The following is a 14648-nucleotide window of genomic DNA, read 5'->3' on the forward strand; positions in this document are numbered from 1 at the left end:
CGCCGATGGCCAGAGCCAGGGACACGATGCCGGACGCCGGGCAAGGAGCCGGGCACACGGCCGGCACGGCCATGGCCGCGGTGGACGCACACGGAGTGGTGGTCGCGTGGGGCCGGGAGGCCGAGCGGCTCAGCGGCCTTTCGGCCACTGACGTGATCGGACGGTGCGCCGGGCGGCTGCTGGCGGACCCGGAGGTGATCCTGAGGGCGCCCGCCTTCACGGATCGGAGCCGCCGGGGGGACGGTTGGTCCGGGACAGCCGGGCTCCGCCGCGCCGACGGCAGCCTGCTGGATGTGTACCTGCGGGTCTGCCCCCTCACCGAGCGGGACGGTGGGGTGCGGTGGCTGGTCACCGCGACCGAGATGACCACTGTTCCCTCCTGGCCGATGAACGGGGCCGGCGTGCAGGCACTTCTCACCGGGGCGCCCATCGGCATCGCCGTGCGCGACACCGACCTGCGTTGCACCTGGGTCAACGACGCGCTGGCACTCCAGGACGGCATCCCCCGTGAGAAGAGGCTCGGGCGCCGGCTGACGGAGGTGCTGCCGGGACCCGAGGCCGAGTCGGTCGAGGCGGTGATGCGGCTGGTCCTGAAGAGTGGGGAGCCGCTGGTCGATCACGAATACCGCACGTGGATGTCGACGAATCCACAGCAGGAACACTCGTTCTCGACCTCGTTCTTCCGTCTCGACGACGCCGACGGGCGCACCTTGGGGGTGTGCGCCATGAGCGTCGATGTGACGGACCGGCAGCGGGCCCGCGAGCGCCTGGCCGTGCTCAGCGAGGCCAGTACCCGGATCGGCACCACGTTGGAGGTGATGAGAACCGGGCAGGAACTCGCCGACCTGGCCGTGGCCCGTATCGCGGACTTCGTCGCCGTGGACCTGGCGGAGTCCGTCGCGCTGGGCGAGGACTCGCTGGCGCGGCTCGGCTCGACGAACGGTTATGTGCCCGCCTTTCGCCGGGCGGGGGTGGCATCGATTCACGCGGGCAATCCGGAGTCGCTCTGGTCGCGCGGCGACGTCGTGTCCGTACCGGCCCCTTCCCCCTTCACGGAGGTCCTGGCCTCGGGTGAATCACATCTCGAACCGGTGGTCAACGCCTCTCGAGGCACCTGGCTCGACCGGGATCAGGGACGGTCGGACAGGATGCGCACGCACGCGATGCACTCGCTGATGATCGTCCCGATCCACGCGCGCGGTGCGGTGCTGGGCGTGGCGGTCTTCTTCCGCATGGGCGACTCCGTGCCCTTCGAGGCGGACGACCTGCGGTTGGCCGAAGAACTCGTCGCTCGCGCCGCCCTGTCCCTGGACAGCGCCCGCCGCTATGTGCGCGAGCATGCCGCGGCCCTCGCCCTTCAGCGCAACCTGCTGCCAGGACGGCTCGACGGCGGAGTGGCCGTGGAAGTGGCATCCCACTACGTTCCCGCCGACACACAAAGTGGCGTGGGCGGCGACTGGTTCGACGTCATCCCGCTGTCCGGCGCCCGGGTCGCCCTGGTCGTAGGCGACGTGGTCGGGCACGGCATCAACGCCGCGGCGACCATGGGCCGGCTCAGGGCCTCGGTGCACACGCTCGCCAACATGGACCTGTGCCCGGACGAGTTGCTGGCACACCTCGACGACACCATCTCGCGCCTCGACGCGGAGGACAGCGGCACTCCGGGACGCGTGGGCGCGGAGGCCGGCACCACCTGCCTGTACGCCGTTTACGACCCGGCCACCCGGCGCTGCACGATGGCTCGTGCGGGTCACCCGCCGCCCGTCGTGATCTCGCCGCAGGGCCGGGTCTGGGTCCCCGACCTTCCGGCCGGTCTGCCGCTCGGTGTCGGGCCGGCCTCCTTCGAGGCGGTGGACCTGGAGCTGCCCGAGGGTTGTGTGATCGCCTTCTACAGCGACGGGCTCGTGGAGACCCGGGATCAGGACATCGACGCCGGGATACGTCGGCTGGGCACCGTCCTGGCACGACCGGACCGCCCTTTGGACGAACTCTGCACCGCCGCGTTCGACACCCTGCCGACCAGAGCCCTCGAGGACGACGCCACTCTGCTGCTGGCGCGGACGCGTTCGCTCATGCCGTCACAGATCGCCACCTGGGACCTGCCGCACGATCCCGTCGTCGTCGCGCACGCCCGGGCCCTGGCCACCGCCCAGTTGACCGGATGGGGGCTGGAGGCTCTCACCGCCACGACGGAACTCATCGTCAGCGAGCTGGTCACCAACGCCGTACGACACGGTGCCGGCTCCATCACCCTTCGCCTCATCCGCCACGAGGTGCTGGTCTGCGAGGTGACCGACGCCAGTGATTCCGTCCCACGGCTGCGCCATGCCCGTCCGACGGACGAGGGCGGCCGCGGCCTCTTCCTCGTCGCGCAACTGTCCAGTCGGCGAGGCACCCGCCACTCCTCCACCGGTAAAACCGTCTGGGCCGAGCAGGAAATCAACATGCCCGGGCCCTTGAGGACGCTGGAGGCGTAGCCGTAGGTGTCGGCGTCGTGTCCGCGACGACCGGCGCGGGCCACACCCGCAGGCCCGCCTCCGGGACCCCGAACAGCGACAGCGGGACCCGGGAAGAGGGCGACCCCAACGGCTACCAGCGCGGGTGACGGACGCAGCACAAATGGTTGCGTTAAGTTAATAGACAAGTACTCAACGTGACCTTCTGTCGAAATGGGCCCCTTGTGAACGAGCTGATCAAGTACCTGCAGGACAACATGCTCATCGACTTCCGGGGCGAGATCACCCTGGAGACGGTGCGCGGCTTCCTCCGCGAGGACAACGGGAGGGAGGCCCAAGACCTCCTCAGGAAGGTCGACGAGGAGGAGGGCGTCCACGACATGCTGGTCACTCTGGCCGACAACCTGAAGGAGCACATCGAGGGAGGCGTCAACGCGAAAGCGCTCAGGGAGCAGCTCTCGCACTACTCGGAGTCGTAAGCCCGGTATCACTCCTGGTCTCACCGGGCAGAAACGTCCGGCGAGACCAGGAGAACGCCCGGCGGGTTCACACCCGGAGCCCGTCCGCCGTGCGCTGAGGGCGGGTGACACTCAGCTCCACTCCGGCCCGAAGGTCCCCAGTGGAGCTGCTCGGGTGCAGCCGGACCACGTCGCGCCGCAGCCGCGCGCCCTGCCCAGGAGACGCACCGGCCAGAGCCCGATAGGTGCGGGTGTAGGCCAGGTGCAGCTCGACCAGGTCGGGAGGGAAGGAATCACGCGCCATACTCTTAATTAGAGCACGTGTTCGATTTCCTGGGGCGCGATACCCCTCCCCCACATGATCCGGACCCGTTAGCCGTCCCTGCTCCCCTGGCCGACCAGGCGCCCGCTGCATGGGCGAGTTGGTCCCTCATTCCCCGGCCGCCGGGCGCTTGCGACCGGCCCGCGGCCAAGAGTTGCGCCCGTACTGCTGGTCGCGGAACCGGCGAGGGTGCGGAAACTGTGTAGCTGGTGAGTTCGGGTGCCGGTATCGTCCGGTCTCCCGACCCGCCTTACCGGCGGCCTGCGTTCAGAGAGCGATACAGATGACCAGCCGGCAAGCGGCGACGACCCTGTGGCGCCCCACCGGCCCCAAGGAGCTGGATCTGGTGCGGGAGCTGAACTGGCGTGCCTGGCCGCCCCGGCTGCCCGAGCAGCCGATCTTCTACCCGGTCCTCAACGAGGACTACGCGGTGCGGATCGCGCGGGACTGGAACGTGAAGCACGACGGCGCCGGCTTCGTCACTCGTTTTGAGGTCGAGTCGGAGTTCTTGAGCCGGTATCCCATCCAGCAGGCCGGCGGGCAGACGATCCTCGAGCTCTGGGTTCCGGCCGAGGAGCTGGACGACTTCAACGCCCACATGGTCGGCGAGATCCAGGTGGTCCACGAGTTCCGCTGAGGCGGGGAGGACGGTCGGCGGGGCCCGCTCCGGTGCGATGACCCGGGCGTGGCCGGTGTGATCACGGCGTCGGAGCGCGTACCAAAAAACTCCTGTGCACCGACTCGCACACTTCTGCGATCATCCCCGAATGGCGCACAGTCTCGAATCGCTGGTCATCCGGCACACTCGCCGCGTCTCCTCCCCCAAGGGCTCCGCCGGGGAAGGAGCCACCGCCGCACGGCAGTTCGACGCGGCGCTGGCATCCGTGGGCTTCAAACTCTCGGCGGATCTGCTGGAGCGGCTGTCGGGGCTGTCCGAGGCCGCGGTCGTGCACACCGCCAGGCGAACGCTGGCCACCGTGAGCGAGATGGTGGGCGATCACGTACAGCACAACGCCTACTTCATCGACTTCCCAGCGAACGTGCCCGACACCGAAGAGTTCTGGATGCGGTGCGTGACGAAGGCGCTCGGTGACGACACGTCGCGCGACAACGTGCTCACGCAGCTGGCCCACGGGGTGCTGGACCTGCTCAGCCTCCCGGCGTACGGCCGCTATCAGCACACCTACGAGGAGATGCTCGCGGCGCAGGACGAGCTGATCGCCTCGGCGGGCGACCGGGTGACCGTCCTGCACCTCGGGCGGGACCTGGACGACGAACTCACCGACCTGTACCTGGCCTTGGCTGGCAGCACCACGCCACTGGGCGAGGACCACCTCCGTGACCTCAAGACCCTCGCCGAACGGTGCGCGCTCGGCCCCCAGCCGGAGTCGATCCCGGTCCGGGAGAACCGGGCGGTCGTCAACGAGGCCCGTCTCGCCGTCGGCGCGGACCTCCTTCTGGACACCGTCACCGATGTGCTGCGGCTGGCCTGCGCGCTGTCGGGCGGTGACGTGACGCTGCAGGAGCCGACCCGGTTTCGGGCGCTCTCCCGGCCTGCCCGCCGCGCGTTGCTGACGGGCCTCGACGCCGTGGTCGCGGCGAACCCCGCCAAGCTGGCCGACGTGCACGCGCACCGCGAGCCCTTCAAGCGGCTCGGTGAGCGTCTCCACCCGCACGAGTACCCGCGGTGGCCGCACGCCGCCGATGTGTTCGCCGTGGCGCGGGGCGAGAAGGAGGCGCGGTCCTTCGACAGCCGTGTCGAGAAGCTGCTCGATGACTTCGATGTCGTGGGTGCGGCGCACCTGCTGAAGTCCGCTCCCGGCAAGCTGTTCCGCTCCTTGGACCTCCTGCTGCGCGTCGCCGCCGACCAGGAGGAGCGGGACGCGGTGGTGGCCGCCGCGGCAGGGGTCTCCTCCGAGGTCTCCGGCCGGGTGGTGCTCTCGGTCCGCGAGCACTTCCACAACCGGGAGCGGGAGACCGACGAACCGCGCGTCTTCGTCAACCGCCGGGGCCGCGCATGGGTGACTCCCGACCACCGGCCGACGGTCCCGGCCGCCGACCGCGACCGTCTGATCGCCGCTCTCGACGCCGAGCTGCGCCGTAGGCTCCCGGCGCCGGGCCGGCTGTTGCTCGACCCCGACGTCCTCGACGTGGCGCTCCCGCTCAGCGGCAGGGCGACCGCGGCCGGGCTCGGTGTACTGCCGCGGGGTTCGCTCTCGGCGGTCGACGGCGAACAGCTGCGCTTCTTCGTGTACTGGAAGGAGACCGAGAAGCGGACCGATTTCGACCTCTCGGCGCTGCTTCTCCACACCGACTACAGCACCGACTCCTGGCTCTCCTACACCTCACTCAAGGCCGTCGGGGGCGAGCACTCGGGCGATGTCACCGAGGCGCCCGACGGGGCCTCGGAATTCATCAACCTGTCCCTCGATCGGGTACGCGGCGCATTCATCGTTCCGCAGGTCAACATCTTCGCGGGCGAGGGCTTCGAGGAGGTCGAGGAGTCGTTCTTCGGTTTCATGCTCCGCGACGGTGAGCAGAAGGGACGGCCGTTCGAGGCGCGCACGGTGCGGATGAAGTCGGAGCTTCGCGGGGTGGGCCGAGTGGCGCTGCCGCTGGTGTTCCGGCGCGAGGACGACGGCCGGTGGCGGGCGAAGTGGCTGCACCTGTACCTGAAGGGCATCTCGTCGGCCAACCGGGTCGAGGAGAACCAGGTGTCGGTGTCCACAGTCGTGCGCGCCATCGTGGAGCGCGAGTATCTGACGGTGCGGTACCTGATCGACCTGATGTCCGGCGACACCACGACCGTGGAGCTGCTGGACGACGGGCCGGTCCCGGAGGAGCCCGTGACGTACATCGGTCTCGAACGCCCGGAGGGGCTGCACCCGGACTCCCGGGTCATCACCCTCGAAAATCTGCGCGACTTGATCCCGGGCTGAGTGCTAGCGTTGCCCTCGGCGAGGCCATGAAGGGGCTTCCTTCTCAACTCCTCTCCAGAAACAAGTTCTTTCGCTTTCCTCGCCGCCGACTTCGACCGGGAGGCGCCCACACGGCGCCTCCCGTTTTCGACGGCCGAAGCCGCGCGCGAGGTGACTGGCGCGGGCTCGACGCCGACTCCTCGGAAGCGTCTCTACCGGAACAGGCGGCCGCGTTCGTGTTCTTGGCGAACGGGAGTCAGTCGAGGGCGTCGAGGGCGGCCTCGGCGATCGCCATGAGTGACGCGCGGTCGGGGTTCACGGCACCCATGACCCTCAGCCCGTGCATCGTCATGACGAGGTACCGGGCCAGGTCCCGCGCATCACGCTTGCCGGACAGCTGACCGTCCGCCTGCGCTTCAGCGACGACCTGGTACAGCGCGTTCTCCAGCAGCTCCGTCGTCGACCGCACATGAGAGGTGACCTGCGGATCGTCGGCGATCCGGCCCACGACGGCGCCGACGATCAGGCATGCTCGTCGACTGCCGTCCCGCACGATGTCGTCGATCGCCCCGACCAGGACGTTGTGCAGCAGCTCACGGCCCGGGGCTCCCTGGCGAAGGATCTCGACCAGCGGCAGGGCGTAGCGCTCCCGGTAGCGGTCCATCGCCGCGAGGTAGAGGCCCTCCTTGCTGCCGAAGGCCGCGTACAGCGAACCGCGGCCCACACCGGTGGCCTCGACCAGGTCCTGGATCGATGTGCCGTCGTAGCCGTTGCACTGGAAGGCGCCCATGGCCGCCTCCACAGCCCTTTCTGTGTCGAACTCCCTCAGACGCGCCATAACGGCGGAGTATACACAGGTCAGAACGATCGGTACAGATTTTTTGGGCGGTGCAGGGGGATGTTGCCCGCCCCCGCGACGCGGCCGTCGTCACTCGGTCGAGGTGACGCACGACCGCCGCCACCGTCTTGAGCCGGGGCGCACGCCAACCCTGCCGACGTGGAGTCCGTCATCCTGCCGGGATCCACGACACGCGTCATCATCGCAACAGATTCTTTAATGACTGGTCGTTCCTGATACTGGTAGGGTCCGGAACGGCCAGGTCGGAGAGCCGACCGGCCCGTACGGATCGACCGTACGGATCACACGACGATCCGACCGATCCGACCGCCGGCCCACGCAATCACACATTCCCGGCAGGCCATGGCCTCGGCCTCGCCGGGCAAGGAACGGAGCGACATGTCCAACCGTCTGGAATCCAAGGTCATCATCGTCACCGGAGGCACCTCCGGCATGGGTTCGGCCTTCGCGAGGCGGGCCGCGTCCGAGGGCGCGACCGTCCTCATCGGGGCACGCGACAAGGAGCGCGGCGAGTCGACCGCGGCGGAGATCGCCAGGGACGGCGGGAAAGCCCTCTTCGTCCCGACGGACGTCACCGTCGAGGAGGAGATCGCCCACCTGGTCGACGTCGCGGTCACGGAGTTCGGTGGTCTGCACGGCGCCTTCAACAACGCGGGCGGCGGCAACATCCAGGGAACGATCCGGAGCACGGAGGCGTCGTTCTGGGACCGCGTCATCGCCCTCAACCTGACCAGCGTCTTCTACAGCCTCAAGCATGAGATCCCGGCGATCATCGCCAGTGGCGGCGGCTCCGTCGTCAACAACGCCTCCGTGGTCGGCGTGGCGGGCGACCCGACGGCCGTCGCCTACTCGGCCGCCAAGCACGGCGTCGTGGGCCTCACGCGCTCGGCGGCGCTCGACGCGGCCAAGGAGAACGTGCGGGTCAACGCCCTGGTGACCGGCCTGGTGAACACCCCGCTCTGGCGCGGCTTCTCCGCGGACAACCCGGAAGCCGCGAGCACCCTGCTCGGCCGGCAGCCGACCGGACGGGCCGCCGACGAGGCGGAGATCGCCGCGTTCGCCGCGTTCCTGCTCAGTGACGAGAGTCCGTTCATCAACGGTGCGGCTCTGGCGATCGACGGCGCGCTGACCGCCGGCTACTGAGCCTCGCCCGGCACATCCGTCGCTGTGCCGACGACGAGCTCGACGCCCTCCGCGTACGCGCGGGGCAAGGCCGGATCTTGCGGCGGGTCGCCCGGGAGTTCCCGGCCGGCCGGGCAGCCGACGCACATCGGCGTCTCGAAGCAGGCGGCGTACGCGGAGGAGTCGTCCTCAACCTCCGAGTTCCCACGCGGAAAAGAGGCCACGGGCGGCTGAACGGCCAGGCCCCGCCCTGCCCCCGGCGCTACTTCCCGCGGAGGTCTTCAAAAACGTGCGGCACCCACTCATCGAGTCGGGTGCCGAACGCCGCTGCTGAATCGATGCCGAACGCCGAGAGTGGTCGTACGTGGTCAAGGCCGTCGAAGTGATCCACATCAGCCCAACCGCCCCTGAACAACACCACGGACAACTCGGCGTCCGCCGGGCCAAGGACACGTACGCCGACCGAGTCGGGATCACGCACAAGACTTCTGTCGGTCTCAAGCCCCTGAGGCCACGGCGCGGCTTCGTCTCGCCACGTCAGCTGCCCGGCCGTAAGGCCGGCTGCCAGCCATCGACCAGCCCGCTCGGCGATTACCGCGGCTGCCTGATCGAGATCGATGACGCGTTCCATGGACGGATCATGCCCCACTGTGAAGCCCCGCTCCACGGGCTTTCCCACGCCCTGCGGCCTTCCACGCCCAGGGCGCGACGGCGGCTTCAACACGTCTCCGCCCGATCCCTATCCTCCTGGACGATCGATAAAGTTTCTCGGACTTCTGATGATGGTGCGTCCAGTTGGCTCGAATTAGGCTCGGGAAATGTCCCTCCACGCATTCCGAAAAGGCACCCCTGTGAACACTGAACAACGTCTGCTCACCCCTTTCACGGCGCGGTCCACGGCCGCCGAGGTGATCGCGGGCATCGATCTCACCGGTCGGCGTGCGATCGTCACCGGCGGCGCGTCCGGCATCGGCACGGAGACCGTCAGGGCTCTCGCCGCGGCGGGAGCCGACGTCACGATCGCGACCCGTCGCCCGGAGGTTGCGGAACAGCTTGTCCGCCGACCTGTCGCTGTCCCAGGGGCCGGTTCCGTGCGGATTGCGCCACTCGATCTGTCCGACCTGGCCTCGGTCAGGGCCTTCGCGGAGAGCTGGAGGGGGCCGCTCGATGTGCTCGTGGCGAATGCCGGAATCATGGCCGTTCCCCGAAGAGAGGTCACTCCCCAGGGATGGGAACTCCAGCTCGCCACGAACTTCCTGGGCCACTTCGCTCTCGTCACGGCCCTGCATGACGCTTTGACGGCGAGCGGCTCCGCTCGCGTCGTGGTCGTCAGCTCCGGCGCGCACCGTGACGCTCCCTTCGACTTCGGCGACCCTCACTTCGAGCGGCGTCCGTACGACCCGTGGACGGCCTACGGTCAGTCGAAATCCGCAGAGGTTCTCTTCGCCGTGGGCGCGCGGAGATGGACCGGAGACGGCATCACGGTCAACGCGCTCAATCCCGGATACATCCTCACCAACCTGCAGCGGCACCTCGACGACGACACCATGCGTGCGTTCGGGGTCATGGACGCCGAAGGCAACCTCACTCCGCTGCCCTACTACAAGACTCCGGCCCAGGGCGCGGCGACCTCCGTGCTGCTCGCGGCGTCGCCACTGCTCGACGGGGTGACCGGCCGCTACTTCGAAGACAACCAGGAAGCGTCACTCGCAGCGGACGGCAGTGCCACTCCGGGCGGCGTGGCCGCCCACGCCCTCGACCCCGGGGCGGCTGATCGTCTGTGGCAGTACGCTTCCGCCGCGCTTCAGCTCTGATGTGCGCGGACTGCGGGGGCCGGGCGCGCCTGACGGCTCCCAACAAAAGGAGGCTTCTGGACCTCTGGCAATGCCCGGCGTCCAGGTCGTGAGCGTCTGGACAGTCGCAGGGTTCTGTACGGGCTCCTGGTCGTGCTGTACACCGCGATCCGCTGGGAGTTCGCGCCCCAGGGGATGGCCCGCTCCATGCGTCAGAACGCATCCGTGGCGGTCGGGCCCGCGCAGCCTCACATACGGGATCTCAGCACGTCGACCTCACAGCCCGGCGCGGACGGGTCGAAGCCGTGCTCGACCAGCCAGCGAACCACCAGCAGGCTTCGCAACGACCACCACGCGTGGATCACGTCGAGGTCGACCTCGGTGCCATAGCCGGCGATGACGTCGTCGAGGTGCTCCTCGTGTCCGAGCGTGAAGGTGGCGAGGTCGTACAGGGCATCACCAGGGCCCGCCTCGGACCAGTCGATGATGCCGGTGACCTCGTCGCCGTCCACGAAGACGTGCGCGATCTGCAGGTCGCCGTGCGTGAACGCCGGAGTCCACGGCCGGAGCGCGGCCTCGGCGACCTGGCGGTTGCGGGTGACCAGGTCGGCGGGCAGGACGCCGTTCGTCACGAGCAACTCGCACTCGTCGTCGAGTTCCGCCGCCAACTCGTCGAGGCTCTTTCCTCGGCCGGGCCAGGGCGGCAACGGCGCGTCGTGCAGTTCCCGGATGGCGGCGCCCGCCGCGGCCCACGCCGCCGGCGACCCGGTCGACGGCCCGCCGAGGCGCCCGAGCGTCGTCCCCGGGAGCGCAGCCGTCGCGAGCACGGGCGGCTTGCGCCACAGGACCTCCGGGGTCGGCACCGGCGCCAGGGCCATCGCCTCGACCTCGACGTCGACGCGCGCCTGATCGCCGTCCACCTTCAGGAACACGTCGCCGACGCGCAGAGTCGCGCGCTCGGAATGGGCGACGACGACTTCGACCTCATCCATGGGCGACCAGTATCCCGGGGATGACCGCCGACGTCGCCGGGTTTTCGCGTGCGATGACGCGGCTGACCGCGTCCCGCCACCCGGCGGCCTCGTGCACAACACCGACCTCTGAACTCCGACCAGGTCAAGTCCACCACTTTTGTCGGGAGTCCCCAGGGCTGTCCCGGCTGCTCTGCGATGTCCGGGGAAAGCACGTCCGCAGGCATGGCGGCCGCGGCGTGACGCGCGTTGCGTCGGTCCGCCGCGGCCGCGGTGGTGTTGCTCGGAGGTGGTTCCCGGCTCCTACTGGTAGGTCACGGTGATCGGGGCGTGGACGGTGTGCCGCGGAACGGTGACGGTCAGGATCCTGGTGGCTGCGTCCCAGTGGTACGCGTCCGGGGACAGGTGTACGCCCGCGGCGGTGACGCGGGTGGGCTTGCTCGCCCCCATGATCGAAAGGGTCCACCGACGGTGTGTGACCTGACCGCGGAAGGAGCCCTTCGCGGGGCCGATCGACACCGTGTGGCGGCCGCCTGATTCCTTGTACCGGATCTCTGTCGTGGCGCTCCGGCCCCCGCCTGTGGCGGTCGCATCGTCCTCGTAGAGGCGGGAGGACCCGGAGCCGCCCGCGCCGATGGTGAGCGTGACGTCAGTCAGCGCGTTCTGGTCGTTGTGGGCGACGTCGTGCGTCCGGGTGGGCATGATGCCACCGGCCTTGATGAACACCGGCATGGTGCCCAGGTCGGTGGTGACTTCCTGGGTGGTCCCACCGGTGTACGTCTTGCCGGTGAAGTAGTCGGTCCACCGGCCGGGCGGGAACCAGACCGAGGTCGTGGTCGAGGTCCCCGGGGTGGTGGCGGGGGCGACGAGTACGTCGGAGCCGTAGAAATACTCGCTGTCGGCCCTCGCGTACGCCTGCTCCTCGTCCGGATACTCCAGGTAGGTGGGCCTGACGATCGGTATGCCGGTCCGGTTCGCCTCCTCGGCGAGCGTGTACGTGTACGGCACGAGGTTCTCGCGCAGGTTGAGGAATTCCTCCGCCGACTCCTTGGCCTTCGTGCCGTACTGCCAGGGCAGCCGGTCGCTGTGGTTGCTGTGCAGGCGGTCGACGGGCTGGAAGGTACCGAACTGCACCCAGCGTGCGTACAGGTCGTCGGGCAGCTTGTACGTGGTGCGGGTCTGCCCGCCGACGGTGTACGGCTCGGATCCCGTCAGTCCGGTGGTGTCGTTGTGGCCGCCGATGTCATGAGTGATGGCGGCCATCCCCGTTGCGGCCGACTCGCCCGGGGTGTAGCCCACTTCGAGCTTCAGCGTTCCCCAGGTGGAGGAGGTGTCGCCGGTGAAGTGCACCGTGGTGCGCTTGTCCGCCCAGGGACCGGTGGGCAGCGCCTGCTGACCGCTGTATCCGCCGGCCTGAAGGGATCCGTAGGCGCGCGAGAGGACGAACCCGCGGCCCAGGGTCTTGGCCGTGGCGGTGGCGTACTGCTGGTTGATCCACGCGTCCGGGGTCACCCCGGGCAGCGAGGACTGCGTCGCGTCACAGCACCAGTCGAGCCACCAGAAGTCGTTGCCCTGCTGGTCCATGGTCCGGTGCAGGTCCATGTACGCCTTGAGCTGGTCGGGATCCGCGAAGTCGAATATGTAGCAGTCGTGGGTGACGTCGGCGTCCGCGGCACAACCGCCCTTCTGCAGCTTGCCCTTGGCCGTCGCCATGGCCTGGCCGAACTGAGGATCCGAGGCGAGGATGCTCGGATGGACGTTGAGCGTGTTGTGCAGGCCTTGTGAGGCGGACCAGTCGAAGAAGCCTTTCGGGTCGGGGAACTTGGCGGTGTCGATTTCCCAACCGCTCCAGGAGTTCACGGCTTTGAAGTCGGTGTCCGTGACCAGAACGTCGAGCGGGACGCCCTCGGACCGGAACTTCGGCAGGATCGTGTTCTCGTAGTCCGCCGCGGTGCGGTCGATGTACTCCGAGTACCAGACGCCGTACGCCCAGGGAGGCAGCAGCGCGGGCGGCCCGGTGAGGGTGGCCAGGTCGGTGAGCCCCCGCTTGTAGTCGTGGCCGTACCCGAAGACGTAGCCGTCCTGGTAGGGCTCACCACCGTGACCCGGACGCTGGGTGACCTTCCGCGAGGCGGTGTCGTACAGCGCCGACGGAGTGTCGTCCAGGAGGTACCAACCGTCCTGGCTGAGCAGCCCGGGTGTGGTCACGGGGGCGGCCCCGTTGCCGGTGACGCCGTCCAGGCCGCGGCGGTATCCGCCGAGCGCCAGGTGCGGCGGCGGCGCGGCGGATGTGGGCGCGGCCACCGAGACGGTGTCCGCGTTCACGTGGCAGCTCGCCGCGTCGGGGCAGCTCAGGACGATGTCGTTGGCCCCCGCCTTCAACGTGACAGGCGCGGAGGCGGTCGCCCACGTGTCCCAGTTCTCCGTCGCCGGGAAGGACAGGGTGCCCGTGGCCCCGCCTGCGGACACGGAGCCGGTCCGCGTCTCGTGACGGCCGTCGGCGCCCACTCCGTTGGCGTAGCGGACCCGCAGGGTGTAGGTGCCGTCCGCGGGAACGTCCACCAGGTGGGTCGTGAGGCTCGCGCCTTGGGTGAGCTCGGCGACGAAACCGTTGCCGGCGTATCCCTGGTGGTCGGTGGCGCCGACCGCGGTGCCGCCGATGCGGCCGGCCTCCGCCTCGCAGCTCACGCCGAATCGGCAGTCCACGATCGCGGTGCTGGATGCGGGCGGGTACGCGTCGCCCGGCTGGACCAGGGCGACACTGTCGATGTTGACATTGCCCGAGTCCGACGCGGTGCGGGTCAGCGTCAACGTGTGGTGTCCCGCGTCGAGTTGGACGCCTGCGGGGACGAGGTCCCAGGTGTCCCAGTTCGCCGTCGCCGGCAGGCTCACCTGTTGCGGGGCTCCGCCGTCCACGGAGAGGGTCAGGGTACGGGTCTGGGCCTGGCCGTCACCGCCGCGGGAGTTGGCGTACCGCAGGTCGAACTCGTAGGCGTCCGCACTCTTGACATCGATGTCAGCGGACAGTGAGCTGCCGGTGCCTTCGAATCCGGCGGTGAAGCCGCTCCCGGTATAGCCCTTGTGGTCGGACGCGACGGAGACGCCGTTGGTCCGCAGGTTCTCGGCCTCGCACAGGGCCCCGAGTGCGCAGGTCAAGTGGCGCCACGGGGTGGCGGTCACCGGCGTGCCGCCGGCCGTCAGTCGCACCGAGAGATTCCCCGTGTCGAACTGCCCCGAGCCGATTTTGTACCGCAGGACCACGGCACTCGTCCTGACGGTGAGCCAGCCGCCGGAGGTCTTGGCGGTGTACGCGGCCGGGGTGAACCCGTCGCGCCCGATCGCGTTGAACGTCGGGTCGTCGGTGAACTTCCCGTCACCGGCGTACTCGGTACGTATGAGGGTCGGTGAGAGGATCTGGAAGCGGGCGTCTCCTGCCGAAACGGTCGGTATCCGGGGGTGATCGTGCGATCCGCCCGCGGATGCAGGACCGGTACCGGTCACTGTCATGGCGGCGGTGGTGCACAGGACTACGGCGAGACCGGTCCACCCTCGCAGGGATCTCAGCCATCGCCTCGCTGACCGGGGTCTCATATGCGGCTCCCTTCACACGTCTACCGATTGGCACGTCCACCCCACGCCGGTCGCTCTCGGAGTCGTCGGAAATCTCCCAAGTCGCCCTGAGCGCACGGCCGTCGTGCGGTGTCCCTAAGGATGATTTACATCGTTGAAGAGAACATGCACGATGAGGC

At 69.1% G+C, this 14648-nt stretch carries 11 protein-coding genes; 6 read left to right on the forward strand and 5 right to left on the reverse strand.

Going from position 1 to position 14648, the window contains the following annotated elements; all coding sequences use genetic code 11:
• The first annotated feature begins 5 nt into the window (after window positions 1-5).
• Window positions 6-2477 carry a SpoIIE family protein phosphatase gene (locus tag HEP85_RS01855; RefSeq protein WP_248001788.1) on the forward strand — a complete coding sequence of 824 codons (2472 nt, stop codon included), beginning with the start codon at window positions 6-8 and terminating at the stop codon, window positions 2475-2477.
• A gap of 203 nt (window positions 2478-2680) precedes the next feature.
• Window positions 2681-2935 (forward strand): hypothetical protein, encoded by a 255-nt coding sequence (locus HEP85_RS01860; protein WP_168525570.1) that lies wholly within the window; start codon window positions 2681-2683, stop codon window positions 2933-2935.
• Between the two features lie 67 nt (window positions 2936-3002).
• On the opposite strand, the gene HEP85_RS01865 is transcribed toward HEP85_RS01860, so the two are convergent.
• Complete coding sequence (locus tag HEP85_RS01865; RefSeq protein WP_168525572.1) at window positions 3003-3218, reverse strand: hypothetical protein; 216 nt, start codon at window positions 3216-3218, stop codon at window positions 3003-3005.
• A gap of 301 nt (window positions 3219-3519) precedes the next feature.
• On the opposite strand from HEP85_RS01865, the gene HEP85_RS01870 reads away from it, so the two are divergent.
• Both HEP85_RS01870 and HEP85_RS01875 read left to right on the forward strand, forming a co-directional pair.
• On the forward strand, window positions 3520-3873 hold the full coding sequence (locus HEP85_RS01870) for a hypothetical protein (protein ID WP_168525574.1): 354 nt from the start codon (window positions 3520-3522) through the stop codon (window positions 3871-3873).
• A gap of 130 nt (window positions 3874-4003) precedes the next feature.
• Window positions 4004-6175 (forward strand): TerD family protein, encoded by a 2172-nt coding sequence (locus HEP85_RS01875; protein WP_168525576.1) that lies wholly within the window; start codon window positions 4004-4006, stop codon window positions 6173-6175.
• Between the two features lie 235 nt (window positions 6176-6410).
• On the opposite strand, the gene HEP85_RS01880 is transcribed toward HEP85_RS01875, so the two are convergent.
• Window positions 6411-6992, reverse strand: a complete 582-nt coding sequence (locus HEP85_RS01880) for a TetR/AcrR family transcriptional regulator (RefSeq protein ID WP_168525578.1) — start codon at window positions 6990-6992, stop codon at window positions 6411-6413.
• 399 nt (window positions 6993-7391) lie between these two features.
• Here HEP85_RS01880 and HEP85_RS01885 point away from each other — a divergent pair, with 399 nt between their 5' ends.
• On the forward strand, window positions 7392-8156 hold the full coding sequence (locus HEP85_RS01885; RefSeq protein WP_168525580.1) for an SDR family NAD(P)-dependent oxidoreductase: 765 nt from the start codon (window positions 7392-7394) through the stop codon (window positions 8154-8156).
• A gap of 241 nt (window positions 8157-8397) precedes the next feature.
• On the opposite strand, the gene HEP85_RS01890 is transcribed toward HEP85_RS01885, so the two are convergent.
• Window positions 8398-8766 (reverse strand): hypothetical protein, encoded by a 369-nt coding sequence (locus HEP85_RS01890; protein WP_168525582.1) that lies wholly within the window; start codon window positions 8764-8766, stop codon window positions 8398-8400.
• Between the two features lie 220 nt (window positions 8767-8986).
• On the opposite strand from HEP85_RS01890, the gene HEP85_RS01895 reads away from it, so the two are divergent.
• A complete protein-coding gene (locus HEP85_RS01895; RefSeq protein ID WP_248001789.1) occupies window positions 8987-9949 on the forward strand; it encodes an SDR family NAD(P)-dependent oxidoreductase in 963 nt (320 codons plus the stop codon).
• A 227-nt stretch (window positions 9950-10176) separates the two neighbouring features.
• Here HEP85_RS01895 and HEP85_RS01900 read toward each other — a convergent pair whose 3' ends face one another.
• Window positions 10177-10920: a phosphotransferase family protein gene (locus tag HEP85_RS01900; protein WP_168525586.1), complete on the reverse strand. Its 744-nt coding sequence runs from the start codon at window positions 10918-10920 to the stop codon at window positions 10177-10179.
• Window positions 10921-11202: 282 nt separating this feature from the next.
• The gene (locus tag HEP85_RS01905) at window positions 11203-14406 is read right to left on the reverse strand and encodes a TIM-barrel domain-containing protein (protein WP_168525588.1); all 3204 of its coding nucleotides are present in this window, start codon (window positions 14404-14406) and stop codon (window positions 11203-11205) included.
• Between the last annotated feature and the right edge of the window lie 242 nt (window positions 14407-14648).

This window comes from Streptomyces sp. RPA4-2, from assembly GCF_012273515.2.
Taxonomy (GTDB): Bacteria; Actinomycetota; Actinomycetes; order Streptomycetales; family Streptomycetaceae; genus Streptomyces; species Streptomyces kaempferi.